The organism is Vibrio sp. J2-3(2022) (genome assembly GCF_021725735.1).
GTDB lineage: Bacteria > Pseudomonadota > Gammaproteobacteria > Enterobacterales > Vibrionaceae > Vibrio > Vibrio diabolicus.
On sequence record NZ_JAKKCK010000001.1, the window covers coordinates 281,491 to 307,487 of the forward strand.

Sequence of the window (25,997 nt, forward strand, 5' to 3'; positions counted from 1 at the left end):
GTTTAGCTTTCTCAGTCTAGCGCTTATAAATGCGGTTAACCACAGAGCTTTTGTAAGGTTTTAGCACCTAAGTGTTTGACCTAAGATGTAGCACTGATGGCTTTATTACAACGCTTCATGCTGACTTACGTATTGACTAACGAGATGGCGATACTTCGCTTTCAACTCATTATCGATGAAGCTAGCATCAATCGCATTCATTGTGAATTGAGCTAGTTCATTCTTACTCATTGGGTGTGCGTTGTTGACGGCTAAAAAGTTATCTGTCATGTAACCACCAAAGTATACCGGATCGTCCGAATTAATCGTCACAGCGACACCTTTGCGCAGTAGCTCGACAATATTGTGATCTTTCATATCGTCAAATACACACAATTTAAGGTTCGATAATGGACATACCGTCAGTGGCATTTTGCTTTCAATTAACGACTCGACTAATGCTTCATCGTCAACACAGCGAACACCATGATCCACGCGGCTGACGTGAAGCATTTCAATTGCATCGGTAATGTTTTGTGCGGGGCCTTCTTCACCTGCGTGAGCAACAGTCAGTAAGCCTGCTTCTACCGCTTTTTTAAATACTCGTTTGAACTTAGCTGGTGGATGGCCTTGTTCTGAAGAATCTAGACCGACACCGATGATCTTATCACGGTGTTTCAGAACGGCTTGCAGAGTCTCCATAGCGCTTTCTTCTGAAAGGTGACGGAGGAAACACGCAATGATTTGTGAAGTAATGCCGAGCTTCTCGTGCCCATCTTGTAGTGCGCGGGCGATCCCGTGGATAACGGTGTCAAAGTCAATACCGCGCTCTGTATGCGTTTGTGGGTCAAAAAAGATTTCGGTATGAATAACGTTATCCGCTTTACAGTGCAGTAAGTATTCCCAAGTGAGATCGTAAAAGTCTTGCTCTGTACGCAAAACATCCGCCCCTTGGTAATAAAGGTCAAGGAATGACTGTAAGTCTTCGAACTGATACGCGCTGCGTAGTTCACTCGGAGAAGAGTAAGGAATGTCGATGCCGTTTCGTTGTGCTAACTTGAAGAGAAGTTCTGGCTCAAGTGAACCTTCGATATGTAAGTGCAGCTCTACTTTTGGAAGACCTTGAATAAATGCGTTCATATTCCACCTTATGTGTATTGTGGATGCAGTTACTCTAAGAATAGGTATAGATAAGAATAAATCGAACGCTATCACAAAGAGTAAGACCCACGATGATCTCAACTCTTCGTAATCAGCACTTTGCGGGAACTGGTAGAGACCCCCAAACCATATCATTGGGGTTATACGAAGCAAACGAGGCGATTATACGCAAAATTCTCAATTTGGCTATACGCAAATAACCTAGTTGTCAGTAGTCGAAGGGTTTTTCTAAGAAAAGTAACTGGCAACCGTATAAGTCACTTGGGTATAGAGGAGCAAATTGGCTTTTAAGCGTGAACGAGGCTTATCGTGTTGTTATAAGTGAGGAAAAAGAGTGAGGCTTCGTTTGAGCAAAGGTAGGTGGCGGTACCTTGCACAACGATGGAGCAGAGAAAGTATTGAGAGAGTCAAGGGTAGCTTATAGATCAAATAACTTGTCAAATTCTCTTTGTTCCATAATGTCTTCTATACGGCGTCGCGTTTTTTGTTTTACCGCCGCCGCGTTTTGCTCCGACTCTTTCTTGTCTTTTTCTGCTTGCTTCTTACTTTTTCTAGCCATTGGATACCTTCCAAATTAGTTGCATCATTCATTAATGCATGAAAACTGAATTAGTTAACAGTAAAACTTCCTAACTTTGAACCTGAATCACAGAGAATAGTTCCAGATTGCGTTTTCTCACAATATTCAAAATCGATCATGTAGCTATGAGAATGAAGCTTAGGTAATACGTGCCTTCGTAAAATATCACCATTTAATTGATGTATTTTAGCGTTCCAAGAGGTGTGAGGTTGTTCTAGATTAAATTCAATTTCTAACATTTATTCTCCTGTTTCTTAGTGATTTTGTCTTTGTTAAGTAATTGATACCAATGCCTTTGACGGCCTGTTCTTTTTGAGGACATGATTTTTCCTATAAATAATAAATTAAGCAGTACTATCCTATTTATTTTAGGTAGCACAAAGCAATGCCTGATATTAGGCTGAGTGATTAAAGTGAGAATATTTTTGAAGGAGAGAGATTTGGTGCAGCATGGGCATGCTACACCAAGAAAAGCAGTCTTATAGAGGAGTTACTTCAGTCGCTTGAGGACCTTTTTTACCTTGCTCTACGTTGAAGCTTACTTTCTGACCTTCAGTCAGTGTTTTGAAACCGTCAGAAACGATAGCGTTGAAGTGTACGAATACATCTTGACCACCGTTGTCTTGAGATAGGAAGCCAAAGCCTTTAGTTTCGTTAAACCATTTTACTGAGCCGTTTACTTTAGACATAAAAATACCTTTGAATTAAACATTAAAATTTGAATTTGTTTTGTGGATCTTTTCTAAGCTATTGAATGTTCAATCAAGAGGAAGTTGTACGCAGGTGTCTGAATTGGGGGATTCAAGATTTTACTGAGAGGAAACTTAAACTAAATGTTGCATTAACAGCTCTCTTCTAAGAGCCAAGGCCTACTATACACCTTGTTTAGGAAATAGCTACACTTATTTTTAAATATATTTCGACAGCTTGGATTAGTGGGCTGTTCGAAAAATTTGAATAAGTAGCTCAAATAGCAAGGCTCATGATTATTTTTCTTCAATCTAAAATAGAACCATATCGATAACCATGGCTGAACATGCGGTTTGCAAGCGGCCACAAAGGTAAACGAGGAGAAATAGTATGAGCACATTCAGAGAAATTCGTCAGCTTATTCAATCACAACCCACTGCTGATGGTGACGGAGTGAAAATTCGTCGAGTAGCAGGGTTTAATAATGCGAGTTTTTCTCCATTTTTGATGATTGATGAACTTAAGTCTGACGACCGTGCTGATTATGTTGGTGGCTTTCCTCCTCATCCGCATCGCGGCATCGAGACGCTTACTTATATGTTGAAAGGTCATTTCCAGCATCGTGACCACATGGATAATGTTGGTGAGCTTCGTTCTGGTGGCGCTCAATGGATGGCGGCAGGAAGAGGCGTCATTCATAGTGAGATGCCTATTATGCAGGAAGGTGAATTGCATGGTTTCCAAATTTGGATAAACCAGCCTGCGAAAAATAAGATGGCACCGGCTCAATATCATGACTTTCAACCTGAAACGATAACGGAATTCGAAACTCAAAGCTCGGGTGTTGTTCGCTTGATTGCTGGTCATCTGACTATAGACAACGAACGTATTCAGGGGCCTCTAACAGAAACAGGTGTTGCTGCCACGGTGGCCGATTGGAGAGCGATGGTTGGTCACGCTTTGAATTTGACCACGGAGCAAGACCACAACATGATGATTTACGTTTATAAAGGACGTATTCAGGTAAAAGATCGTGAGATCAATCAAGGCGAAATGGCGATTCTATCGAAAGGTGAATGGGTTGAATTACAAGCCGAAAAGGAGAGTGGTGCTCTGATTTTTATTGGCGAACCAATCAATGAACCAGTGGTTCACTATGGCCCTTTTGTAATGAATAGCATGGAAGAAATAGAACAAGCAATCCAAGACTACAATTCAGGATTGTTTGAAAGCTACTAGCATCAACATCCTAACTCCCTTTTCTGTGAGTAGCGCAGTTATAAACAGTTTTGAGCCTGACCATTGGGCTCGACCAGAAGCAAATACGATAATCCACTGCCATCGAATTTGCGTTAGCCACGTCTAATACACGTGGCTTTTTTCTACTTCTGATTCCATCGCATGATGGCTTCTTTTCCTGCTTCAATACCTAACTCATAAGCTTGGCGCAATGGTGCTGGCGAGCGACTCAATCGTTTTAATTTAAATGATTCAGGAGGACAAACTTGGATGATTTCGACTCCCGATGGTGGATTGTCGATCAGTGCTAACGTTTGATTGTAGCGAACTTCACGCGTCAACATCGGCTCAATTAATCCTGGCGTTTCTTTCAACATCCGTTTGGTTAGTGCGCTGAACTTTCCTTTCGGCTTTTGGTAGCTAGAGGGTTGACTGCGTAAAACCATAATCTTTTTGGCTCCTCGCTTTATTGCTTCTGCGACAGGAAGTGCATCAGAAACCCCGCCATCAACGTATCGGGTGCCGTTCAGTAAGACACCATTTCGGTAAAGTACGGGAAGTGCGCTGCTGGCTTTCATTGTTTCTGCGAGCTCGTCGACATTAGGAGTATGGTACTCGGCTTGGCCATTGTCTTGACGTGTTACGCCTAAAAAGAAAGGTCTCGAATCCGCTTTTAGTGCGGATTTGTCGATACCAAGCTCTTCGAGAGTGACGTTCCACATCCAATCTAAGTTCATCATATCGCCGCCACGTAGAATCTGAGATGGTGAGATGAATTCTTTCCTTAAACTGTAATCGAGATAGATTTTTAAGTTGCGCCCGGGCATTTTAGCTAAATACGCCGCCAAGTTACTTGCGCCCGCCGATACGCCCCAAAAGCTATCAAATGGAGAGAAATCGTTAGCGAGAAAATGATCGAGTATGCCGCAAGAAAATACACCTCGCATCGCACCACCTTCGACAATCAACGCACGCTCTCCTACTTGTTCCATCACTGTGTTCCGTTCTTTACCTATTGGATGAATAGAATGCAGCTTAACGCATAACGGTTTTATACCCAAGTGGTCCTAAGTGCTAGGGCATCTCCTTAAGTAAAAGAAAAGGGCATCGATGGATGCCCTTTTTATATTAAGCCTAGGGAGTTACAGGTTATTGAGCAGCTCATTTAGTGAAAGCGCACTGAATAAATATGTCACTCCCACACAGAAAGCGGCGCCTGTAATTCCGATACTGATCGTTGTTGTAATTAAAAGAAGTGTCATCTTAGACATACAAGATCAAACTCCTTTTTTATATTTAAGTGGGGCGTTGTGCGTCTGGTTATCGTTTTGAATCATGATGCAAGCGCCCTAAGTTTATTGTTCTAATAAAAGTGATGATCACTTGTCAAAAAAGCAGATAAATAGCACCCAAACTGTCGTTAATGCGAGCAGCGGAGTGAATACTTTCTGTATAGAGGCGCCATCGGTTAGGTTGTAGATTTTGATGGATTCGTTATAGAACGCCCGCTTGAACGCCTTAAAAGAAATATCATTTTTCACATGAGATTGTTCATAGTGTAGGTGTGCTGCGTCTGATAGTTGGTATTCTAAGTCTTGGAGTTCGTACTCTTTGTTAAGAAATGCCTCCCAAGCCGAAAGACGGGCTATCGTTTTTGGAGATTGATTACCCTTTAACTTCTCTAGACGTTTGGCATAAGCAGCTTGATATTTATCCACGGTGTATTCCTGTCTGAATAGACGTTGAGTTAGAACATTTGTAAAAAGAAAAACGAGCAAAAAAGGGGCTTTACGTTCTATGTCTGTGATAAATGCTAAGGAGCTCAATGGTCTATTTCTCTGATGTCGCGAATAATATTGATTGAACTTAAATGCGACAAACAAAATAATTTACTCAAGATAACAACGAATATTTGTTGCCTTTTAAAGAAAAGCGATAGTGATGCGAAGTGGTGGCTTTGATCGGGAAGAAACCCGCTTTCGTAACGGCTTGCGTTTACTGAGAAAAAGTAAACGCTGGAACTATCGCTGGATTGGTGTGAGTTATTTATCGTCAAAAATCATTAATATCAACTATGCTTATAGTTCGACTTTTCGTAAATGAACTCAATTTAGATGAGCGGAAATAATACTGATTTTTGAGCGTGGGTGAGCTTGGAGGGTTAAGCTAATCCATTGATTAATAAAAAAGTAAAGTAGTACAGAGCTAGGGTGAACTTCAACTTAAAGGTGACGGTATGGATATACAATCAACCATTATTGAATATGCGATAGCGATAATAGGCTTACTTTTGACGGGAGTTGCCCTCTGAGCACGATTGCCCAGAGGATAGAAAGTATACTGGCTGTTTGTTAGCGGTTGATATTGTACCGAGCCATTGCAGCTTCTTCTGACGACACAACCGTTTTACCAATTGGTGCGAGTGAAATAACCGCAAGCTTCAGGTGTTGGAGTGCAAACGGAATACCAATGATGGTTACAAAACACGCTGCGGCGGAAAGTACGTGACCGATTGCTAACCAAAGACCTGCAAAGACAAACCAAAGGACGTTGCCGATAACGCCTAGAGGGCTCGTACCAATGTCCATTTCATTGGTCAATTCATCGCGTGAAATGGCTTCTTTTCCGAATGGGAAAAAGGAAAAATTACCCATAACGATACACGCACGCCCCCAAGGTATTCCGATGATGCTAATAAAGGCTAAGATACCGAAAAACCACCATAGCAACCCCATAAATACGCCACCAAATACAAACCAAATGATGTTACCGAGTGTTCTCATTCTATTTCCTTTACTCTTGAATATGACGATGCAGGTTCCTGAGGGTATAGTAATGTAAAACTAGAACCACTCCGTTAATAAACGTGATCCGTTCCCTCATTCACTTGCTTGATAGAATAGCCGCATAAGTATTAACAGAGAATGAATGACTCCCTGAAGCTACGTTTGTTTTAGTATAGAGCGTAATACTCGATTAAGCATATAGCCAAGAATTAAGCTACCTAGAGTTAACTTTCTCGATATATTGACAAATTTGCTCTGCTAACTGATGGCTAGCAATGTTGCGTTTCACTACTTCACTAGCGATTTTTCCAGATTCAACGACGTTAAACCAGTCGAGCAACATCGCATGGAAACCTTTGCTCGTCAGCATTGGCGTCCAATCTTTCAAATTGATTTTTTGCTCTTGGTTCGCTTGCCATCGTTTCCCTTCAACGAAAGAGTCGAATTCCACTGCTTTGTTAGCATAACAAGCTTGAACGCGCTCCATAGTCACACCGAAGTGACGATTCATCGAAGCGTGGAGTAAAGTATCTCCGTGTTGCCACTGAATGTCTAAACGCGCCAATTGGGCACCCTCAAGTTGATGCGTTATATAAGCCTCTTTTAAATCGGTCTTGGCTGTCACGTTAATACTGTCTAATGGGTGAATAAAATCATCAAATATAAAGGTACGAATATCGCCTGGTAGTTGGTGACGGTTCTTTTCCCAGCGTAGCGATTTTAGGTCAGAAATGTTGCCTTGCTGTACCTCTGGCATGTGTTGGTTGTAAAGCGGAATATGACGTCGGTTGAAGCCCACATAAAGTGGTTGTTTTTCTTTTTCGGCAATATCGTACAGTTTTTCCACGTCATCAGCATTGTCCGCTAATGGTTTGTCGACAAAGGTTGGGATTCCATGTTGCAAAAAGAATGCTGCGATTTGAGGATGTACGCTTGTTGCCGCATGAATCATGACAGCATCTACGCCAAAGTGCAGAAGCTGCTGGTAGTCTTGACAGGTCTCTGAGATTCGATATTGCTTAGCCAGACTCTCAAGTGCATTTGCGTTGCGGGTACAAAATACAAGTTCGATATTTGGAAGCTGAGTGATAACGGGAAGGTATGCTTTCTGAGCAATATCTCCTAAACCAATAATACCAATTTTCATCCTAGTCCTTATTTCGATGTATGGATGGCAGGTTGTAGTATAACGCTTGGCAAGCTGATGAGTTTAAATGCCTTGTTAGAAAAGAGCCTGACTCACATTTTGAGTCAGGCTTTGTTGGTCCACTTAGGAAGTCGTGCGGCAATCTTTGAATATATCCAACTTGCCGTCGTAGGCTTGGGTTTGTACATCCATAACGCCTAATAAAGAGTGGAACACGTTATCATGTGAGTACTGGCCTGCCTTTTGCGCTTCATTCGACAAACAGTCGGTGTTTATTTGTTTCACTTGCTTAAAGCCGGAAGATAGCCACATGAGCAAAGGAACACGTTTTTGGAAGTCTGGTGCAAGGCCGTAAGGCATGCCATGTAAGAACAATCCGTTTTCGCCTAATGATTCACCATGATCCGATACGTAGATGAGAGCGGTATTATATTGAGACTCTAATGCTTTGAGTTTGTTGATGGTTTGTGCCAACACAAGATCAGTGTAGCGTATCGTATTGTCGTACGTATTCACGATTTGTTCGACGCTACAGTTTTCTATATCTGCACGTGGGCAGTCTGGTTTGAAAAACGCTTTGTCTCTAGGATAACGCTGGAAGTAGGTAGGACCATGGCTTCCTATAAGGTGCATGGCGACAACGCGATTGCCGTGCATATCCGCAACTTCTTGATCAAAGTGATCTAACAGCGCCATATCGTAACAGGTTAGACCGTTACACAGAGGACTTGCTTGCTTTCGGTTCACTTCAATTTTCTTGATCTTGTGGGCGACTTCTTTGTCTCCGCCATCATTTTCTTTCCAGATGAGGTCAACTCCAGCGCGCTGCATGATGTCGAGAGCATTATCTTGGTTATCTGCCTTGGTCCGTTCAAACTCGCTTCGCGTGAGCTGAGAAAACATGCAAGGCACAGATACTGCAGTTGCAGTGCCACAAGACGCAACCTCTTGAAATGAAATCACATCCAGCTTACTGGTGTAAGGGTTTGTCTCTCGCTTATAGCCATTGAGTTGGTAGTTCTGTGTTCGAGCGGTTTCTCCGACAACAAACACCAGTAGTGTCGGCTTGTTCTGTGCTTGCTTTACTGCGCTATCTGACTGCTTTGCATCGATTCCAATCTCGCGATACGGCTCTGGCGTGGTGAAGTATTTCTCCTTTACATACCCAGTCGTGCTGTAAACGAATTGAGTAGGAATAATGATTTTTTTCAGATAGCTGTTATTGCGACCGACAGATGCATAGTCTTGGTAGTAAACACTGGCAATAACAGCAATTACTGCAAGAGATGACAACATCGACACCAACTTCGTGAGAGAAAAATACAGCAATTGGTGGCGCTGAGATTGCAACTTGACCTTATAGACAATCATCGCAGGGACGCCCCCCATAAGTAGCGTCCAGATTACAGAATAAGTACTTAAGTAAGAGCTTGCCTCGCTCGAATCGGTTTCAGCAATATTAGCAATCATTCCAGAATCGAAAAGCGTGCCATAGTTGTAACTTGCGTAGCTCACCATACTCGAAATTATGAGCAAAATAATAAAGAATGGCTTTCCAACCCAAGGCCAACTAAATAAGTTAAAAAGGAAATTGAGCGCGGCAAGAAAGAAAATGGGTATCGTAATAATAAAACCAATTTTGACATTATCTAGGCTTGAAAAAATACCATTCAGCTCTTTGTAAATAGGAATGTTTACAACCAGCGCGAAATAGAATGCCAACAAGAAAGTAAAGGTAACGTACGAGATACCTTTCTGTTGCAAATTATGTGTCTTCATAAGTAAATGTCTTGAATCAAAATCAGAGCAAGAACGAAGCCCAAATAAAAAGGGCAAGAGTGAGCGCAACAAATACTGCAGCCGAGCCGATATCTTTGGCTCTACCACTGAGCTCGTGCCAGTCATCGCTAACACGGTCGACAACCGCTTCTACGGCGGAATTAATAAGTTCGACGATCAGGACCAATAGCAGGCTACTGATCATCAGTACTCTTTCAAATGCGGTGACTGGAAGGAAAAAAGCACAGACGGAAAGCACTAAGGCTAGAATCAATTCTTGTCTGAAGGCGGCTTCGTATTTCCATGCGGCTTTCAATCCCTGAAATGAATAGCCGGTCGCATCCATGACACGGCGTAGACCTGTTTTTCCTGGCTTCAAAATATGACCTTACTACAGCTTAATAATTTAGATTGTGCATCTATCCAAACGATGAAATGAGACTAATCGTTCTTGCGTGAAACATTTGTGAATGGCATTCATCACACAACGATATAGGGTTTGAATAAGAAAAAAGAGTTGAATTAATCAAGGTCGTAGACGGTATAGCCTTTATTCTGAAGGCATTTTCGCAGTACGAGAGATTGTGTCTTGGTGGAGTCATTGCTTCCACTCAACGCTCCGGCCCCAGCCCCTACAGCACCGCCTGCAGCGGCACCTACAGCAGCCCCACCTATCCCGCTTTCTAGCGCTCCAGCTGCTGCCCCAATTAGTGCACCTGTAACTGCGCCATTAGCGGCTTCAGATTTTGCAGCTTCCGTTTTGTCTACGTTGTCCGCATACCCTTGGCAATAAAGAAAATCTTGTTCATATTTAGCAGGGTCAACATTAGTCATGTCGACAACAGGCTTTTGATTATAAGTACAAGCGCTAAGAGTAGAGGCAAGCGTCATAACCAGAATAAAAGGTTTGTACATGAGTATTATCCATTTGTTCTGTGAATTTATGGATTAAATGTACACTGTTTTATTGCTGAGCTCTGTCGCTGGAGTGTATTGAAGTGTCGTCTTCTGTAAAGGAGGAAAGACGTTAACTTAACTGTCTGATTTTGGAAGACGAAGTGTGAAGCAAGCACCACCAAGTGGGCTATGAGAAATCGAAACCTCACCATGTTGAAGTTCCATTATCTGCCTGACGATCGCCAAACCGAGCCCAAATCCACTCGTGTTTTTGTTTCGGGACTCATCCGCGCTATAAAATGCTTCAAAAAGGTGAGGCCAATGCTGCTCTTCTATACCTATACCATCATCATGTACATGGATTAAGCAGCTTTGCTGATCACTTTTTATCTCAACCATAATTTGAGTATTTGCGTATCGCATTGCATTGCGTAGCAGATTATCCAAGGCACGTTTTAGCAGTTTTGGATCGGCGAATGCGCGCGCGTTTTCAGAGTTTGTTTCATTGAGTGAGATTGATAATTTGGTCTCTTTTTGCCATCTCTGTTTTAACTCACTAACTAACTTGGCGAGTGCTACGTTTTCTGTTTGCAACGCCGTATCTGGGCGTTCCATTTTGGCGTAATAAAGCAACTCTTCAACCATGTCTTCCATCTCGTCAATGTCCTCGACGATACTACGTACATGCTTTTTCTGTTGTTCGGTTAATGTAGAGTCCGATAACAAGTCAGCTTGCCACTGCAAACGAAAAATAGGAGTGCGTAATTCATGCGCAACTGCATTGGTCAGCATTTTATTGCTAGTGATCAGGCGAGAAACTTTGTCAGCCATCGTATTAAAGCTTTTGTTCAGCGTTCCAACCGACTTAGCGCTTGAGGTGCTTGCTCGTGCTTTGAAGTTGCCTGAAGCAAACTCGACCGTGACTCTTTCTAACTCACGAATTCGACGGCTCAAAAACCAGATCAGCAGTATGCAATACAGAGCAAATCCGGCTAAAAAGAATAACCATACAATGTTGTCATCAAAGTTAATTGCCTGAATAACTGAGCTATCCGGATCATCGATCATTTTGAAAATAGGGGTGTCCGCATCTAGGCGGAACCATATATCCCTTTCTTCGTCGTAAGCAACGTTAACAGAGGTGTCACTTTCAAATGCTTTTCTGATGTCTTCTGGAAGTTCTTCGAGCGTGTGAGGAATCAACAAGCGATGGCTGGACGTGGCAAATTGCTCAAGCTGTTGCTGAGTGTATTCTAGTCCGTGCTCTTCGTAGATAGGATAGATAAGATCGTGGAAAGCTTGACCTTCTTGCTCTTGTAGCAGGTAATCGTAATCTGTGTTGATCTCATAGACTAAGAATTCGTAACCCCACAAACTCACCATAAATAGAATGATAAGACCGACAAAGCTTTCCAGATAAATCCGTCTCATTATTCATTCCATGCATCAGGCATAAATAGGTAGCCTTTGCCGCGAACCGTGATGATTTTTTGTGGAGAGCAAGAGGCATCGCCTAATTTTTTTCTCAATGTCACAATACGGTTGTCAATGGTGCGATCTGTACCGTCGTACTCAATACCACGTAGTGTTTTCGTTAACCACTCACGTGAGAGTGTTTTTTCTGCGTGTGTTGCGAGAACCCATAATAAATCGAACTCACCGTCAGTCAGCGCAATTTCTTCCTGGTTCATGACGCATGATTTACGTAATCGGTTTAAACACAGCACTCCAATTTGTAGACCGTTTTCGGACTCGGTAGAGGCTGCCTCTTTTCTTCTCAATAGCATGCGAATGCGTGCCAGCAGCACGCGAGGTTTGATAGGCTTGGTAACAAAGTCATCGGCGCCAATTTCTAATGCGGCGACGTGATCGAAGTCGTCATCACTCGCTGTCAGCATCAACACTTTGCCTTTGTAGCATTCACGGATTTGACGACATACGCTCAGGCCGTCTTGTCCAGGTAGCATCAAATCTAACAAAACCACGTCTGGCTGTGTGTCAATAATCGCTTCCGGTGCGTCTGTCCCGTTGTCGATACATTTGACCTGGAAACCTTGTTCAACAAAATACTCTCCCAGCATAGCTTGTAATTTGGGATCGTCTTCCACAATGATTAAAGATGGTTTGACTTGTTGTGCGTTCATTTGAGTGATGTATACAATATTTAATATCACTGGAACTTAAACAAATTTACGAATTATTTCAAATAAAGCTTTCTCAGAATAAGGTTATCGGATGAGTTGATTCGATAAATACCCCAAGTAATGATTCAAACTTAATCATTAATCACATTTTGAAAAGTCTAAAAAAGGCGCAACTGTTGCGCCTTAATATGGAATATTAGGGTGAACTTACGTTTTATTCGGTGGTGCACACGACGCTGTTGTCGCTGCCAAAAGCATTGGGAACATAAGCGTCGGCTTGAGGATCGTTTTCCCACTTTGCATCATTGAGCAAGTAGCGGAACTGAACATTCTGCTCTTTAGGTAAGCGCGTTTTAAATTTAAATTGACGGCTTTTCTTCACTAATTTCATCGGTTCTGGCTGCCAGTTGTTAAAATCCCCAGCAATATGGATGGAGTCCCACTGGTCTTTATCTAGCTCGAACGTGACTTCAACTTCATCTTTTGTCTTAAAGAATCTCTTTTTAAGCATTGATCTTTCCTTGTTCGTACAAAAACTGCTCTAACTATTACTCATGTTTCATAACGATTTCAAGTTTTATCGAATTGTCGCTGGTATCATGTGAAGAACTATCTGAATGATGAATAGCTTAATCGCTATGAGTTCGTGTGAGAGGGGAGCGGTATTGAGACGCCTCAAGGATATGGAACCGTTAACGTACCAAGTTTTTAGGCGAGGCTGAACTCAGAGTCCGTATCTTGAAGTCAAACCGTTATCATGTATTATCTTAAATCACCATTTTTGTTGATGTAGCTATGTTGAAGTTTAACCGTACATTGTTGACCGCGATAGTTTGTTTAGCCGCTATGCTTTTGAGCAGTGTCGCTCCTATGGCGAAGGCTTCAGCCCCGGTGAAAACAATTGAAGTACGCGATATTATTGTTCAACAGGCTGCTCTGCACAAACAACTTGGCGTCAATGACGACTGCGTAGAATCACATCACGATGAGTCAACTATCAATAACGTGCAACAGTCTCACACGAGTTGTAGCTCTTCCTGTATGGTCAAAATTCCCGCCAACTTATCTCAAAACGACTTACTGCTTCTTCCTTACAGCCTTGCATTGATTGATAGGCCTTTAGTCGAAAAAGTAGTGACAGTGATCACCAAGCTTTATCGTCCTCCGATTGTTTAATTCCTCATCTCAAATTACTTGGGGTTTCCCCCTTTTTACCAAATGAAATGATTTGGCATTTGAATGCCACAAGGAAATAAACAATGAAAAAACTACTTGCCTTATGTAGTGCACTTTTACTGACTTTTACCGCTCACGCAGCGCAATTTGAAGAAGGGAAGCACTACAAAGTTCTGGATGTTAAGAAAGCATCGAAACCTGTTGTGACGGAATTCTTTTCTTTTTATTGCCCACATTGCTACAAGTTTGAGTCGCTTATTGAGCGTTTAAAACCTGCTCTGCCAAAAGAGGCAAAGTTTGAAAAGGTACATGTGGGATTCATGGGCGGAGATATGGCGATTCCGATGGCCAAGTCCTACGCGACGATGGTGTCGCTCGGGGTTGAAGATACAATGATTCCTGCCATGTTTGCCCAAATTCATCAAAAGCGACAAGCGCCAAAAGATGAAGCTGAGCTGAAACAGCTCTTCGTTGATAATGGCGTAGAAGGTAAGAAGTTTGATGCGGCGTACAACAGTTTCGCCGTAAACTCAATGCAGAAAGGTTTTGATAAGCAATTCTCTGCTAGCACGTTGAGAGGGGTTCCGGGTGTGGTTGTGAACAATAAATACATTGTTTTGGCCAACGAAATTCGTACTTACGACGAGTACAATCAATTAGTTAATTACTTATTGACGCTGTAACTATAAATAGCATTGATACTTAAAAATGGCGACGGTAGAGTCGCCATTTTTTATGCTTATCACACTCGTATTATCTAAGAACGCTTGTACATGCTTGAGTCGGAACACTAGTCATAAATATGGCATGCGGATAAAACAAGCTAGCAGCAGTGATTGCAACATTACATGGCTGAGCAATCGTGGTTTTAATCACATTGGTAAGCACGGCGCCTGTATTATTTACTGTTTGAGCGGCGGCTTGTTGTGCCTGGTAAGACACGCAACCTGTCGTTGCATTGATCATCGCAGTGCTAAACAAAAGTTTGCGAAAAAACATATTCATATCCTTTGTGAATGCTTTGAATTACTTATATGTGGATTGATTCATAAATGAAACAAAACAGTGTTCAAAATATGTGTGCATTCACGAAATGAACATTGTTTTATAAAAAGACGTTTTTTTGTGATCTTAGTACTGGACAGACCAGGTTATGAAACTAAAGCCAATCCGTGCATTACGATTACGCCGAAGGTCAGTTTGCTCCTCATTCCTTGATATCCCTTGGGCTCGGCGTCTTGTTCGACTTTCCTCACGAGTTTTTCTGCATACCAAACAGCAAGATACCCAATTGCTAAGAGTAGGGTAGCGACCGCGTAGTGTTTGTGACCCTGCAATAATGCGCCCCAAGCGAGTAAGACAAAAAGGTTGCTGAGAATTAATATATTTCTGCTAAGGCGGTGGTAGTAATGCTCAATGCCATTCCCCCAGAGTATGCCGGATAAAAAACTTAATATTACGGCACTGTAAGCGATGAAAAATTGCTGGCCACTTAAATTGAAGAGTGAAATGTCAGTGAAAATCAGCCCTAAACTAAACACAAATGGAACCAGGCCTAAGTAACCGAGTTGTAGCATGGTTGAGCGTGTTGTCATGGTCGTCACCTTACAATTGTTGCTCTATCATATTGGTAAGCGTAGTACTTGTCGGTGATGTGGAGCTTGGAAAAGTGGCAATAACTTTGCCTTCAGAGCTAATTAGAAACTTATAGAAGTTCCATTTTGGTTTGATGCCAGCTTGGTTAGTAATCTCGCTGAATACGGGGTTTGCATCTGCGCCTAATACTGAGGAGCGAGCCATCATTGGAAAGGTGACCCCGTAATCGAGATAACAGACTTTCGCAGTGTTTGTTTCGCTTCCTCTGTCCTGTCGGAAGTCATTGCTCGGGAAACCAATGACGGTGAAGTTTTGGTCTTTGTAAGTTTGATAGAGGGTTTCTAACTGTTCGAACTGAGGAGTGAAGCCGCACTGGCTTGCTGTATTGACGACTAGTAGTGTCTTTCCCTTAAAGCTTTCGCATAGATCGACTTCTTCTGTTGAGTTTAACAACCTTTGCTTACCTTGAAGAATATCAGGGCACTCAGATGCAAGAGCAAGCGAATTCATGGAGAGAAAGCTAACGAGAGCGGCGAGTTTCAGTAATCCTTTCATGGTGTTGTTCCCCTTGTTTTCAATAAGTATAACTACTCAAGTGCAAAGAGGATCGATCAAAAAAGCCGCACAAATGCGCGGCTTCTTTCAGAGCTGGGATTTAATTATGCCAGTTTTAATTCGAACTGGTTGCGGTACATCACCATGTCTTCAATAGTCAGCACTGGCATGTTGTGCAGGCGACCAAACGCAACGATCTCTGGTGCTTTTGCCATCGTGCCATCTGGGTTGGTCACTTCACATAGTACGCCAGCTGGTTGAAGCCCTGCCATTTGCATCAGGTCAATCGTACCTTCTGTGTGACCACGGCGAGTCATTACACCACCTGGACGTGCGCGCAGAGGGAATACGTGGCCCGGGCGAGCAAGATCTTCAGGTTTCGCATGCGGGTTTGCCGCCGTTTTAATGGTCGTCACTCGGTCTGCTGCTGAAACCCCCGTTGTTACACCAACTTTCGCTTCAATAGAAACCGTAAATGCGGTTTGGTTTGCGCTGTTGTTGTTTACTACCATTGGAGGCAGTTCCAGTTTGTCCGCTTGAGCATCTGTTAAGCACAAACAAACGATGCCGCTACATTCGCGGATCATCAACGCCATTTGCTCGTTGGTGAGGTGCTCGACTGAATAAATGATATCGCCTTCGTTTTCGCGATCTTCATCATCAAGAAGAAGTACGCCACGGCCTTCTTTTAGAGCGATAAGTGCGTTTTCAACGCGAGTAATTGGGTCGCCGAATTCGGCAAGTAGTGATGACTGATTCATGGTTAACTCCTAAATTTCACCAGAATCAGGGCGGTATGAGAGATCGTCGTAAAATACGATCAAAAAGAAGTGCACCAGCATTCAACGCGATCTTACTCGCTATGCTGGTGTATTCTTATTCTCTTTCATCCGGACTATAACCGTCGGCTCTGGCATCTCACCAGATCTGCTGACCTCGACGAATCGAGCGCTCGCGGGCTCACTTGAAAAGTATACCGCCGGTGGGGAATTTCGCCCCGCCCTGAGAACAATTAAAAATGTGCCACTTCATTCAAGTTGTGAAGAAGTGGAGCTAGGATAGTACTGCGAACTGAATAGCTTGGAAAGTCGATTCCATCTGTATGATGGAAAAGTGTGCTACCGACGGAAATAATCTGTGCGAATAAAGTGATCAACCTGCTGTGGCACGAAGGTGTTGTAAATCAGGCTCGTATGCGTTTGTTTCACTTCGATATGATCTTGCATACCGTCCAGTCTTGTCTCTTCTACGGTAACCGTACCGTCCGACATGGTGTTGTCATTACGGATCAACAATGGGCGAGCGCCAATCGGCATCGTTCCTGCGATACTGCCGAGTTTTTGAGGGAAATCCCAAGCGTCATCATGTCTGTTTAATCCGTGGTGTGGCGAATTGCCTAAAATTGCACCCAATCCGAGATCTTGAATCCGACCTACTATGGACGCGCCTTTAAGAGGCGAACCGATAGCGACAATATGAGAGATCAAGCTGGTGCTCGGTTGTCTGTTGGCGAGATAGCGCTTAATCATCAAGCCTCCCAAGCTGTGCCCCACGAGCACGTTTGCGGTCAGTGGGTTAAGCGAATGGTCAATAGAATCAAACAGTGAAGACTCATCGATAGCAACAGTGTTATAGCTGAGTACTTGCGTTTCGTATCCGAGCTTTCGCAGCTTTTGGCTAAGAGGCTGCATGACCAGCCCATGCATATAAAGACCATGTAAGATGATGATTTTCATAATACCTCCTAGATTTATGACGTTGTAGATATCCTACTCTAATTAACAAAGAACTACTTGTGCTTTGTTGTGCATATTTACGTTTTGCTGCAAAGTTTGATCGGTAAAGCAAGCATATCAGCCCAGTAAATCCTGTACTTGTTGTTGCAATTGATGACGATTTAAAGAAGCTGGGCTTAACACGTCACCGATAACAACGTCCACTTTTGACCAAAAACGAGTCGGTCGTTTTGTGAGAGCATGTCCGCCTTTGTGGCTGAAAAAAGAACCCCAAAGCCCTTTTAGTGCCATAGGGATGACAGGTACAGGATTACGTTCAAGGATTTTTTCCACACCAGGGCGAAACTCACCCAATTGACCGTTAGACGTTAAACGACCCTCAGGGAAGATACAGACAACTTCACCGTCGTTAAGTGCTCGTTCAATCTGTTCAAATGCTCGTCGATAAGTGTCGGCACACTTACGTGGAGAACAGATCGGGATAACACCTGCATGACGGAAAACATATCTAAGAACAGGCAGCTCGCTGATGGACTTGTCCATCACAAAACGAACCGGGCGAGTAGAGGTTCCCATCAAAATCAACGCATCGACATAGCTAACATGGTTAGCCACGATTAACGCAGCACCTTGTTCAGGAATATGTTGGCGCCCCTTTACTGACACACGATACATACAATGGCTGAGTAAATAACTGATAAAGCGTTGTGTAAATTCCGGTACTTGACGATAGACATAGATTGCCACGAAGAAGTTACCTATTGCCATCATGGCAAACAGTTCCACAATAGAAAGTTCTAGTACGCTGAGTGCAACGATCGAAACCAAAGCAGACACCACCATAAACAACGCATTCATGATGTTGTTAGCAGCAATGGCACGTGCACATTCCCCTTTGTTTGAACGCGATTGGATGAACGCATAAAGAGGAACAATAAAGACACCGCCGCTTACACCAACAAGGAACAGGTCAATCATGACGCGCAGATGTTTGGATTCAGCAACGAAACTTTGCACATCATAAAAGTGCACCGGAAGTGATGGATAACTTGGGACTGCCCATAGCAAGTCGACGCCAAAGACTGTCAGACCAAGGATACCGAATGGCAAAATACCAAGCTCAACGTGGTTGAAGGAAAGTTTTTCACACAACCAAGAGCCTGTCGCGATACCAATGGAAAACAATGCCAACAGTAAAGAAACGACAGTGCTGTCTGCAAACAAATGTTCACGCGCAAAGTTAGGGAATTGAGTCAGGTAAGTCGCACCCATGAACCAAAACCAACTGATGGCTAGAATAGACATCCAAATGCCTCTCTGTTTTTTTGCCACTTTTAACGTGTTTTTTAAACCAGAAATCGGTTCAAACTTCGCTTTGTCAGTCGATTGGCTAGGCATCGTTGGAATGTTCACACTGCTCATAAACCCGAGCAAAGACAAGGCAATAACGACACAAGAAGCAATCAAGGTACCATTAGGAATGGCTAACAGCAGGCCTGCGCTAAGCGTACCTATAAGAATCGAAAGGAACGTGCCCATTTCAACCCAAGCATTTCCTTTAACAAGCTCATTTGGTTTGAGTGCTTGTGGTAGCAAGGCGTATTTTACGGGACCAAAATAGGCCGATTGAGTGCCTGTCATAAACAGCAGAACCAGCATCAGCATAGCACTTTGGGTCGCAATAGCGGTTGCTGCGCAAGACATGATAGCCAGCTCGATGAGCTTTAGACGTCGTATTAATTTGGCTTTGTCCATGCTGTCAGCGACGGCACCAGCATGCGCTGAGAATAGAAAGAAAGGTAGGATGAATAAGCCTGCCGCCAAATTAACGAATAGATTGACGGATATTGGTAGGTTATCAATTTGGCTGTATGTCACCATCAATAACAGAACGTTTTTGTAGATGTTGTCATTGAGTGCGCCAAGGCATTGCGTCACAAAGTAAGGAAAAAAGCGTTTTGAGAAAAACATACGGGCCCCGATTAAACAAAGTTGAATGAGATGGGAGCACTTTATGCTCAATGAACGATTAAACCAGCTTTCTCTGTCAAGTGACGTTGCATGCCACCAAAAGTAACGAAATTCGTTACTTCTATTTCCATTTGTTTATTGAGTTACTAATTTCGAGACTTCTGAGTGGGTTTTCTTTCCCATGGTTCAAACAGAGGGAACGTCCAACGACGCATCGCAATAACCAGAGATGTGCCGTGTTTTTCGTCCATATCGAGAGGGCTATCACTTTGGCAAGCCTGATAAAACTCATCGATGACCTTTTGCAGTTTCTGTTGCTGCTTCTTGTTGGTTGGTACGCTCATCAATCCTGTTGCCATGGACAACTTTTCATCTTCACCGGAAAAGTAGCTTTGGAAAAAGGCATCTTGAACTTGCTGTTGGAAGAAACGTTGAATAGGGCCTCCCATCTGCCACTTAAATGTCGGAGATATACGCAAACGAATTTTGTTATTTGGCTGCAAGTCGATGATGTTCAGACGATCCAACTGAGCCAGCTTTTGCACCAGTTCCAACTCATTGAAGGTGTATTGCTGAACGATTTGTTCAAACTGATAACCATTTACAACACAGATCGCCACGAGTAGCAGGGCTTTATCGTCAACCAACTGCTTTTCTTGCTCTAACGTTAGCGACTCTAGACCTTTATTGTGCGCAGCCGCGAGCTTAAACAGTTCCGCCATTTCTAAACCAATCAATTGGCAAATGCGTTCTAAGCGCTCAAGGCTAATGTGTTGACCTTCAGCGAGTAACCGTTTGACGCTGCCTTCACTTAAATCAAGGTGTTGTGCAACATCGGCATAATGCAGCCCAGCTAACTTTAGTTGGCGTTTAAGCTCTTTAATTAACGTATAGCTTTCTGACATTTATGCTGTCACCTCGTCGTGTAATTGCTCTATATACGCTTGCATAAAGGCTTTGCGTTTTTGAGCTTCGCGTCTCGCTGACTCCGTGTTCATGGTTTCAGCGATTTTGAATAACTTGGTTTGAAAGTGATCCAGAGTGAATTGTTTATCGTCGAGCTCTCGCTGTTGAGCAAAGATGTCTTTGTCATCGTAAAGTTGCGCATCAAACTCAGTGCTCACTTGTATACAGCGAGTAATGCCAATTGCGCCTAAAGCGTCCAGACGGTCGGCATCTTGAACGACTTTTGCCTCCAATGTGTTGGGTCTGATATTCGCGCTAAAGCTGTGTGCTTCTATCGCGTGGGCAATGGCATCATGGTATTGCCGCGGATAATCGATACTTTCTAAAAACGCGACCGCTTTTTTGGCTGCAATGATTGAGCTCTGCTTGCGGTTTGGATGATCTTTCGGATAGGTAAAACAATCATGTAAATAGGCGGCGGGAAGCACAATAGATAAGTCGGCGCCTTCTTCCATAGCCAGTTTTTTTGCGGTGTTTACGACCCGTTGAACATGGCTTATGTCATGTGCCGCATCGACTTGCATCTCTTGCTGCATAAATTCCAAAAATTGCGATTCTATCTGGCTTAATAAGGTCATGAGTTATATCTACAACTAAAGTGAAGGCAGAAGTATGCCGAACGCAGAGAGGAATTTCCAAGTTCGATAGTGTAATTGAGATTTAGCCATCAGAACCTTATGCAACTTAGTAAGTATCGGGTCATCTTAAATAGCATTTTTGTGCGTTCAGTTGGCTACTAAGGTCGTAAGACACAGAGCAGCAGTGACGTTTGCCAATAGTAAAAGGGCCTGATGATTTCGTCAGACCCTTTTTCGTTTTAGTCGGTATTTTTACTAACCTTAGCGTTTGAACGTCACATGCTCTGCTTGTTCAAGATGAATATGAGTCGTTGCAGGTTGTGTTTCTGCAATGACTTTACCGTGACGAACCGAGTAGCGCACAGGCACTTGGCGACGTACTGCATCAAAGCCATTTTCCGCTGGAAGAATCAGTAGGCTACCTGGTTTGCCTTCTTCAATTCCATATTTGTCTTGAATGTTCAATGTGCGCGCTGAGTTGGTACTGATGAGATCTAGTGAGTTATTGATTTGGTCGTAACCCATCACCTGACACACGTGCAGACCCATATGCAGCACTTGCAGCATGTTTGCAGTGCCTAGTGGGTACCAAGGGTCAAATACATCATCGTGTCCAAAGCAGACGTTGATGTTGGCATTCAGCATCTCTTTCACTCGTGTTACGCCGCGACGTTTTGGGTAATCATCAAAACGGCCTTGTAAGTGAATGTTCACCAATGGATTTGCCACGAAGTTGATACCGGACATGCGTAATAAACGGAACAGGCGAGATGCGTATGCACCGTTGTAGGAACCCATCGCTGTGGTGTGACTGGCCGTGACTTTATTCCCCATATCAAACTTGTGCGCTAATGCTGCCAGTGTTTCAACGAAGCGAGATTGTTCGTCATCGATTTCATCACAATGCACGTCGATCAGGCGGTCGTATTTTTGCGCTAACTCGAATACGTAGTGCAGTGATTCAATGCCATATTCGCGTGTGAATTCAAAGTGTGGAATCGCGCCAATAACGTCCGCCCCTAATTTGACGGCTTCTTCTAGCAGCTCTTTGCCATTTGGGTAAGAGAGAATACCTTCCTGCGGGAAGGCGACGACTTGGATATCTACCCACTCTTTCATCTCTTCACGCACTTCTACCATCGCTTTTAGGGCAATTAGGGTAGGGTCTGAAACATCGACGTGAGTACGAACGTGTTGTACACCGTTTGCGATCTGCCATTTTAAGGTTTGTTTTGCGCGCGTTTTCACGTCTTCAATCGACAGCATTTCTTTGCGCTCAGCCCAACGTTCAATACCCTCAAACAATGTGCCAGAGATGTTCCAGCTTGGCTCGCCTGCGGTTTGCGTTGTATCTAGGTGGATGTGCGGCTCGCAGAAAGGCGCCACCGCCATGCCCCCTTCAGCATCGATGGTGTCACCGTTATGATTAAGCTCCACATCGTTGCTTTCAATGCGCTTGAATTGACCATCTTCAATCAAAATTTGCTGCAGACCTTTTTGTCCTTTTAGCGTTACGTTTTTGATCAGTAGTGTTGTCATGATGGTTCCTTACGCTGGCTGTGTAGCCAGTGCTTTTTTGTTGAGAATAGGATTAAGAATCAGGAAGCTAATTGCGCCGCCAAGTACAGCGTTAATCGGTACTACGCCAGGAAGGAAGTGTCCCGCACCAACGCCAATCACGACAGCGATAATGCCAGCCCAGTTTATGCTTTGGAACTGGGCGGCTTCAAAGTTTGCGTAGCGCTTACGGTTCGTGAAGAAGTCAGCGATGATCACGCCGCCAATCGGTGGAATTGCTAACGATAAGAAGGTCAGCCAGCCAACAAAGTTATTGTAGAGCCAGAGAGCGCAAAGTGTGCCAACAAGACCGTTCGCCATTGAGATGTATTTACTTGGTAAGCCCGTGATGTTGGAAAATCCAAGACCCGATGCGTAGAGCGCGTTGTCGTTAGTCGTCCAAATGTTTAATCCAAGTACGATGATGGCGGGAATTAATAAGCCTTGCGCAATCATCACTTCAGAGATTTCTGATTGACCAGTCACCGACGCACCTGCCGCGCCAAAGATAAACATTAACGAGTTACCGATGAAAAATGCCACCATTGTGATCATCACAGCGCTGCGCGGCTTTTTGCCAAAGCGCACGAAATCTGCCGTTAATGTACCAGCACTGACAAAAGAGCCGACAACCATCGCGAGAGCTATTGAAAAATCGAGTGGCTCGGTTGGTTGAACCTGTTGTAGTTCGCTAATACCGCCAACGCTATTTACTGCCTCGATGACAGAGTAGCCGCCAAGTAGCGCAATGGCAGGAACGGCAATTGCTGACAACACCATCAGTGCTGAGATGCCAAAGTAAACGGTCGCGGTCATGAGCAAACCGGAGACAAGGATCATAGTATTGGTATCGATGCCCGTTGCTTTATGCACCGGAATCGCAAACATCGCGACACCAACTCCAAACCACCCAACTTGAGTACCGCCAAGAAGAGCAGAAGGAAGCCAAGAGCCTTTAGAACCAAAAGAGAAACGAGCAAGAAGGTGAGTAGAGAGACCAGTAGAAGCGCCGATGTAACCGAGGAAAGAAGTGTAAATACCGAGGATTAGGTTACCGATGAGAACAGCGAGGAAAAAATCATTAAAGGAGAGCCCAGTACCGAGAGAACCCCCTGTCCACATACTTGCGGAGAAAAAAGTGAGTCCTAACATCACCATGGTTAGTGATGCCACGCCTTTTCTGGCCGTGTTGGGAACTGGTCCAAGACTGTAGTTATTGTCTCCAGCCATTATTACCTCCGCACATTGAAATATTAAATTATAGCACCTGGTTTTCAGGCAAACGGCGCGTATTATCGTGATGTAAATTTAATAGTCAATGATAAAATTGCAATTTAAACGTTTGCTTGATTTTTGGCGTCTGTTTTTTCTTTAAATAACAATGGTTTGGTTTTTAAGTTCTAAAAATTAAAAGTTTATTTTTACGTGTTTTATATGATTTATAGACAGGTTTTCTATGTGAAATGAATGTTTTGAATTGCTATTTATGTTTATGGATTAAATTTATCTATAACTCTAGATTGTTCAGTCGATTTCTATGAAAAGAAAACGATTTCATGATGAGCGTTTTGGTTTGGACGTTATTTTTTCTTTTTTGGGTATGTTTTCTTGGTTTTATTTTATGTAGGTAATTTGTTTTTGTTGAAGCTGGTATTTCTAATGGTTTAGTGGGCGAATATTTGAATTTTATAAACAGTAAACAATCTGTTGTGGGCAGGAAAAGTACAACCGAGCTCGGTCAGAGGATAAGAGAGCAATAGCCACATAAAAAAATAGCCAACCGCAAAGAGTGCGATTGGCTTATATACATGTGAACAAAATCAAGTTCACTAACAACGTCAGTTGGCTAGGTGACCCTCGGCTTAAGAAGGGTCGATTTATATAATGCAGTTACTGTGCCAACTTTAATATGCCCTAAAATACGTAGTTTCTGTGACATGCGTTGCTTAAAGTTTGAGTTTGTTTGCAATTTGCAACTGCGTTATGCAATTTGACTCTATTATGCTAATGATTGATTAATAAACAGTGGACTTTTTAGAGCATGACTAAACTCGCCGTTCCCAAAAAGGCGAAGAAACCAACCACATCTGTCACCGTCGTTAGAATAACCGAACCTGCTAAGGCTGGATCCAATTTAAACTTATCCAAAATAATGGGTATCAACACGCCAAATAAAGCAGCGGTAATAATGTTGACGATAATGGCCAGCGCAATGGTTCCACCTAAAACTGGCGATTGGAACCACAATCCGGCTAACCCGCCGATGATTAGCGCCCAAGCAATGCCGTTCAGTGAGCCAATACCCAACTCATTTTTTAAGAATTTGAATCGGTTACCTGGGGTAATCTGATTAAGCGCCATCGCACGAACCATTAGAGTCAGGGTTTGGCTGCCTGCAATGCCACCCATCGATGCAACAATTGGCATTAGTACGGCCAAAGCCACCACTTGAGCAATCACGTCTTCAAATAGCCCGATAGTGACAGACGCTAAAATTGCAGTCAGCAAATTGATGCCCAGCCACACGCCGCGTTTTTGTGAGCTTTTTAATACTGGCGCAAACAAGTCATCGCCTTCATCCATACCAGTACCGGCCATTAAGCGCGCTTCGTAGATTTCACGTTGCGTACTTAATGCAAATTGCCAATCGACTTCACCAATCAGAGTTTGGTCTGCATCAGTCACAGGCAGAGCGGGCAGTGTGCTGTGCTCTAATGCTTCTACCGCTTCGGGAAGCATCATCTTACTGTCTAGCACCGTCACCGCTTCAATAACGAGTGTTTTCAAGCGAGTATCAGGATCACTACGTAAAATTTCGTAGTAATTGACTGTCCCTCGATACTGTTTATTACGGTTGATCAGGTAGACTTGTTGAGGCGTGTCGTAGCTATAGCGCTCCATTAACTGCTTAGCCGTTCCAATCGTAATATTAAAGGGCAGGGTGATGATTTTACGCTCAGCCCAGTGGCCGAGTTCTTCATCTTCATATTCGTTTGCTTGATCGTAAAGCTCTAACTCATCTTTTTCGATTAACGCGAGCGCTTCGTTGATGATCGACTCAGGCAACGAATCCGCCCATTCGATCAGCGATAAGTTATCAAGTTTAGCGAGGGTGAGTTTTAGCTCGACTTCAGATAATGCATTGATGATAGAAAAACGTACGTCGGCACGCATTTCCGTTAACACGTCGATATGCAGTTCTAGTGGCAAAGCTCGCCATAAGCGAACACGATCATCGATTGGAAAGGCTTCCAGAATTAGGGCGACTGCGCCAGGTTCGAGACCCGCTTCAATAGATTCATTGAGCGTTGCGACTTGATCCGCTTCTTCGGCTTGGCCAATTTGCTGGATTAGAGTGGAGAGATCTTGAAACTTGCTCACCGAGTACCCCGATAGTTAATTCGTTTTATGGAAGTATGGCATGTTATTGAGATGCACAACTATGCATCTTAACCTTGCT

The 25,997-nt window shown here is 43.4% G+C and carries 28 protein-coding genes and 2 riboswitches; of the genes, 3 read left to right on the plus strand and 25 right to left on the minus strand.

Features of this window, described 5'->3' with window-relative positions; all coding sequences use genetic code 11:
• Positions 1-105 precede the first annotated feature (105 nt).
• The 4 genes from L3V27_RS01340 to L3V27_RS01355 all read right to left on the minus strand — a co-directional run bounded on the left by L3V27_RS01340 (position 106) and on the right by L3V27_RS01355 (position 2,409).
• The gene (locus L3V27_RS01340) at positions 106-1,119 is read right to left on the minus strand and encodes an adenosine deaminase (RefSeq protein ID WP_237310796.1); all 1,014 of its coding nucleotides are present in this window, start codon (positions 1,117-1,119) and stop codon (positions 106-108) included.
• An 89-nt stretch (positions 1,120-1,208) separates the two neighbouring features.
• Positions 1,209-1,308: riboswitch (purine riboswitch) on the minus strand.
• 250 nt (positions 1,309-1,558) lie between these two features.
• Complete coding sequence (locus L3V27_RS01345) at positions 1,559-1,699, minus strand: hypothetical protein (RefSeq protein ID WP_005396335.1); 141 nt, start codon at positions 1,697-1,699, stop codon at positions 1,559-1,561.
• 50 nt (positions 1,700-1,749) lie between these two features.
• A complete protein-coding gene (locus L3V27_RS01350; protein WP_053807947.1) occupies positions 1,750-1,959 on the minus strand; it encodes a hypothetical protein in 210 nt (69 codons plus the stop codon).
• Between the two features lie 240 nt (positions 1,960-2,199).
• Positions 2,200-2,409 (minus strand): cold-shock protein, encoded by a 210-nt coding sequence (locus L3V27_RS01355; RefSeq protein ID WP_005396336.1) that lies wholly within the window; start codon positions 2,407-2,409, stop codon positions 2,200-2,202.
• 391 nt (positions 2,410-2,800) lie between these two features.
• Between L3V27_RS01355 and L3V27_RS01360 the strand changes: the two genes are divergently transcribed.
• Positions 2,801-3,649: a pirin family protein gene (locus L3V27_RS01360; protein ID WP_237310798.1), complete on the plus strand. Its 849-nt coding sequence runs from the start codon at positions 2,801-2,803 to the stop codon at positions 3,647-3,649.
• A 143-nt stretch (positions 3,650-3,792) separates the two neighbouring features.
• Here the strand turns inward: L3V27_RS01360 and L3V27_RS01365 are convergent, their stop codons facing one another.
• The 10 genes from L3V27_RS01365 to L3V27_RS01410 all read right to left on the minus strand — a co-directional run bounded on the left by L3V27_RS01365 (position 3,793) and on the right by L3V27_RS01410 (position 12,913).
• Positions 3,793-4,641, minus strand: a complete 849-nt coding sequence (locus L3V27_RS01365) for a patatin family protein (protein ID WP_048624804.1) — start codon at positions 4,639-4,641, stop codon at positions 3,793-3,795.
• A 387-nt stretch (positions 4,642-5,028) separates the two neighbouring features.
• Entirely contained in the window at positions 5,029-5,367 is a 339-nt protein-coding gene (locus tag L3V27_RS01370; RefSeq protein ID WP_006741201.1) for a hypothetical protein, read from the minus strand.
• Between the two features lie 633 nt (positions 5,368-6,000).
• Complete coding sequence (locus L3V27_RS01375; RefSeq protein WP_005373685.1) at positions 6,001-6,432, minus strand: YccF domain-containing protein; 432 nt, start codon at positions 6,430-6,432, stop codon at positions 6,001-6,003.
• A gap of 217 nt (positions 6,433-6,649) precedes the next feature.
• Positions 6,650-7,582, minus strand: coding sequence for a Gfo/Idh/MocA family oxidoreductase (locus tag L3V27_RS01380; protein WP_145534548.1), 933 nt, complete (start codon positions 7,580-7,582; stop codon positions 6,650-6,652).
• Between the two features lie 123 nt (positions 7,583-7,705).
• Positions 7,706-9,361, minus strand: coding sequence for a phosphoethanolamine--lipid A transferase (locus L3V27_RS01385; protein ID WP_237310799.1), 1,656 nt, complete (start codon positions 9,359-9,361; stop codon positions 7,706-7,708).
• 22 nt (positions 9,362-9,383) lie between these two features.
• Entirely contained in the window at positions 9,384-9,740 is a 357-nt protein-coding gene (locus L3V27_RS01390; protein WP_275949282.1) for a diacylglycerol kinase, read from the minus strand.
• 143 nt (positions 9,741-9,883) lie between these two features.
• Positions 9,884-10,276, minus strand: a complete 393-nt coding sequence (locus tag L3V27_RS01395; RefSeq protein WP_005396344.1) for a glycine zipper family protein — start codon at positions 10,274-10,276, stop codon at positions 9,884-9,886.
• A gap of 117 nt (positions 10,277-10,393) precedes the next feature.
• A complete protein-coding gene (locus L3V27_RS01400; RefSeq protein ID WP_006741195.1) occupies positions 10,394-11,689 on the minus strand; it encodes an ATP-binding protein in 1,296 nt (431 codons plus the stop codon).
• On the minus strand, positions 11,689-12,402 hold the full coding sequence (locus tag L3V27_RS01405; RefSeq protein WP_005396348.1) for a response regulator: 714 nt from the start codon (positions 12,400-12,402) through the stop codon (positions 11,689-11,691). Before L3V27_RS01405 ends, L3V27_RS01400 begins: the two co-directional genes overlap by 1 nt.
• A gap of 214 nt (positions 12,403-12,616) precedes the next feature.
• Positions 12,617-12,913 carry an isoamylase early set domain-containing protein gene (locus L3V27_RS01410; protein WP_005396349.1) on the minus strand — a complete coding sequence of 99 codons (297 nt, stop codon included), beginning with the start codon at positions 12,911-12,913 and terminating at the stop codon, positions 12,617-12,619.
• A gap of 284 nt (positions 12,914-13,197) precedes the next feature.
• On the opposite strand from L3V27_RS01410, the gene L3V27_RS01415 reads away from it, so the two are divergent.
• Complete coding sequence (locus tag L3V27_RS01415) at positions 13,198-13,578, plus strand: hypothetical protein (RefSeq protein ID WP_237310801.1); 381 nt, start codon at positions 13,198-13,200, stop codon at positions 13,576-13,578.
• Between the two features lie 83 nt (positions 13,579-13,661).
• Positions 13,662-14,261, plus strand: coding sequence for a thiol:disulfide interchange protein DsbA/DsbL (locus tag L3V27_RS01420; RefSeq protein WP_005373667.1), 600 nt, complete (start codon positions 13,662-13,664; stop codon positions 14,259-14,261).
• A 70-nt stretch (positions 14,262-14,331) separates the two neighbouring features.
• Here L3V27_RS01420 and L3V27_RS01425 read toward each other — a convergent pair whose 3' ends face one another.
• From L3V27_RS01425 to L3V27_RS01475, 11 genes are all read right to left on the minus strand, one after another.
• On the minus strand, positions 14,332-14,577 hold the full coding sequence (locus L3V27_RS01425; RefSeq protein ID WP_005373664.1) for a hypothetical protein: 246 nt from the start codon (positions 14,575-14,577) through the stop codon (positions 14,332-14,334).
• Positions 14,578-14,729: 152 nt separating this feature from the next.
• Positions 14,730-15,173 (minus strand): DUF3429 domain-containing protein, encoded by a 444-nt coding sequence (locus tag L3V27_RS01430; protein ID WP_005396352.1) that lies wholly within the window; start codon positions 15,171-15,173, stop codon positions 14,730-14,732.
• A gap of 10 nt (positions 15,174-15,183) precedes the next feature.
• Complete coding sequence (locus tag L3V27_RS01435) at positions 15,184-15,729, minus strand: glutathione peroxidase (RefSeq protein WP_237310803.1); 546 nt, start codon at positions 15,727-15,729, stop codon at positions 15,184-15,186.
• A gap of 104 nt (positions 15,730-15,833) precedes the next feature.
• Positions 15,834-16,490, minus strand: a complete 657-nt coding sequence (ribB, locus tag L3V27_RS01440) for a 3,4-dihydroxy-2-butanone-4-phosphate synthase (protein ID WP_006741191.1) — start codon at positions 16,488-16,490, stop codon at positions 15,834-15,836.
• Positions 16,491-16,603: 113 nt separating this feature from the next.
• Positions 16,604-16,743: riboswitch (FMN riboswitch) on the minus strand.
• Between the two features lie 104 nt (positions 16,744-16,847).
• The gene (locus tag L3V27_RS01445; protein ID WP_237310805.1) at positions 16,848-17,465 is read right to left on the minus strand and encodes a triacylglycerol lipase; all 618 of its coding nucleotides are present in this window, start codon (positions 17,463-17,465) and stop codon (positions 16,848-16,850) included.
• 117 nt (positions 17,466-17,582) lie between these two features.
• A complete protein-coding gene (locus L3V27_RS01450) occupies positions 17,583-19,436 on the minus strand; it encodes an MFS transporter (RefSeq protein WP_237310807.1) in 1,854 nt (617 codons plus the stop codon).
• 146 nt (positions 19,437-19,582) lie between these two features.
• The gene (locus tag L3V27_RS01455; protein WP_237310809.1) at positions 19,583-20,341 is read right to left on the minus strand and encodes a helix-turn-helix transcriptional regulator; all 759 of its coding nucleotides are present in this window, start codon (positions 20,339-20,341) and stop codon (positions 19,583-19,585) included.
• Positions 20,342-20,980 carry an HD domain-containing protein gene (locus tag L3V27_RS01460; RefSeq protein ID WP_237310811.1) on the minus strand — a complete coding sequence of 213 codons (639 nt, stop codon included), beginning with the start codon at positions 20,978-20,980 and terminating at the stop codon, positions 20,342-20,344.
• A 261-nt stretch (positions 20,981-21,241) separates the two neighbouring features.
• On the minus strand, positions 21,242-22,519 hold the full coding sequence (locus L3V27_RS01465; RefSeq protein ID WP_237310813.1) for a cytosine deaminase: 1,278 nt from the start codon (positions 22,517-22,519) through the stop codon (positions 21,242-21,244).
• 9 nt (positions 22,520-22,528) lie between these two features.
• Positions 22,529-23,767, minus strand: coding sequence for a cytosine permease (codB, locus tag L3V27_RS01470; RefSeq protein WP_237310814.1), 1,239 nt, complete (start codon positions 23,765-23,767; stop codon positions 22,529-22,531).
• An 804-nt stretch (positions 23,768-24,571) separates the two neighbouring features.
• Positions 24,572-25,918: a magnesium transporter gene (locus tag L3V27_RS01475; RefSeq protein ID WP_005396363.1), complete on the minus strand. Its 1,347-nt coding sequence runs from the start codon at positions 25,916-25,918 to the stop codon at positions 24,572-24,574.
• Positions 25,919-25,997 lie beyond the last annotated feature (79 nt).

Coding starts and splice junctions, on each gene's coding strand:
- codB (WP_237310814.1), bottom strand. CDS start 23,767: ATGGCTGGAGACAATAACTACAGTCTTGGACCAGTTCCCAACACGGCC.
- L3V27_RS01430 (WP_005396352.1), bottom strand. CDS start 15,173: ATGACAACACGCTCAACCATGCTACAACTCGGTTACTTAGGCCTGGTT.
- L3V27_RS01405 (WP_005396348.1), bottom strand. CDS start 12,402: ATGAACGCACAACAAGTCAAACCATCTTTAATCATTGTGGAAGACGAT.
- L3V27_RS01350 (WP_053807947.1), bottom strand. CDS start 1,959: ATGTTAGAAATTGAATTTAATCTAGAACAACCTCACACCTCTTGGAAC.
- L3V27_RS01345 (WP_005396335.1), bottom strand. CDS start 1,699: ATGGCTAGAAAAAGTAAGAAGCAAGCAGAAAAAGACAAGAAAGAGTCG.
- L3V27_RS01435 (WP_237310803.1), bottom strand. CDS start 15,729: ATGAAAGGATTACTGAAACTCGCCGCTCTCGTTAGCTTTCTCTCCATG.
- L3V27_RS01375 (WP_005373685.1), bottom strand. CDS start 6,432: ATGAGAACACTCGGTAACATCATTTGGTTTGTATTTGGTGGCGTATTT.
- L3V27_RS01385 (WP_237310799.1), bottom strand. CDS start 9,361: ATGAAGACACATAATTTGCAACAGAAAGGTATCTCGTACGTTACCTTT.
- L3V27_RS01415 (WP_237310801.1), top strand. CDS start 13,198: ATGTTGAAGTTTAACCGTACATTGTTGACCGCGATAGTTTGTTTAGCC.
- L3V27_RS01420 (WP_005373667.1), top strand. CDS start 13,662: ATGAAAAAACTACTTGCCTTATGTAGTGCACTTTTACTGACTTTTACC.
- ribB (WP_006741191.1), bottom strand. CDS start 16,490: ATGAATCAGTCATCACTACTTGCCGAATTCGGCGACCCAATTACTCGC.
- L3V27_RS01460 (WP_237310811.1), bottom strand. CDS start 20,980: ATGACCTTATTAAGCCAGATAGAATCGCAATTTTTGGAATTTATGCAG.
- L3V27_RS01365 (WP_048624804.1), bottom strand. CDS start 4,641: ATGGAACAAGTAGGAGAGCGTGCGTTGATTGTCGAAGGTGGTGCGATG.
- L3V27_RS01380 (WP_145534548.1), bottom strand. CDS start 7,582: ATGAAAATTGGTATTATTGGTTTAGGAGATATTGCTCAGAAAGCATAC.
- L3V27_RS01400 (WP_006741195.1), bottom strand. CDS start 11,689: ATGAGACGGATTTATCTGGAAAGCTTTGTCGGTCTTATCATTCTATTT.
- L3V27_RS01445 (WP_237310805.1), bottom strand. CDS start 17,465: ATGAAAATCATCATCTTACATGGTCTTTATATGCATGGGCTGGTCATG.
- L3V27_RS01465 (WP_237310813.1), bottom strand. CDS start 22,519: ATGACAACACTACTGATCAAAAACGTAACGCTAAAAGGACAAAAAGGT.
- L3V27_RS01395 (WP_005396344.1), bottom strand. CDS start 10,276: ATGTACAAACCTTTTATTCTGGTTATGACGCTTGCCTCTACTCTTAGC.
- L3V27_RS01450 (WP_237310807.1), bottom strand. CDS start 19,436: ATGTTTTTCTCAAAACGCTTTTTTCCTTACTTTGTGACGCAATGCCTT.
- L3V27_RS01360 (WP_237310798.1), top strand. CDS start 2,801: ATGAGCACATTCAGAGAAATTCGTCAGCTTATTCAATCACAACCCACT.
- L3V27_RS01410 (WP_005396349.1), bottom strand. CDS start 12,913: ATGCTTAAAAAGAGATTCTTTAAGACAAAAGATGAAGTTGAAGTCACG.
- L3V27_RS01425 (WP_005373664.1), bottom strand. CDS start 14,577: ATGTTTTTTCGCAAACTTTTGTTTAGCACTGCGATGATCAATGCAACG.
- L3V27_RS01340 (WP_237310796.1), bottom strand. CDS start 1,119: ATGAACGCATTTATTCAAGGTCTTCCAAAAGTAGAGCTGCACTTACAT.
- L3V27_RS01455 (WP_237310809.1), bottom strand. CDS start 20,341: ATGTCAGAAAGCTATACGTTAATTAAAGAGCTTAAACGCCAACTAAAG.
- L3V27_RS01355 (WP_005396336.1), bottom strand. CDS start 2,409: ATGTCTAAAGTAAACGGCTCAGTAAAATGGTTTAACGAAACTAAAGGC.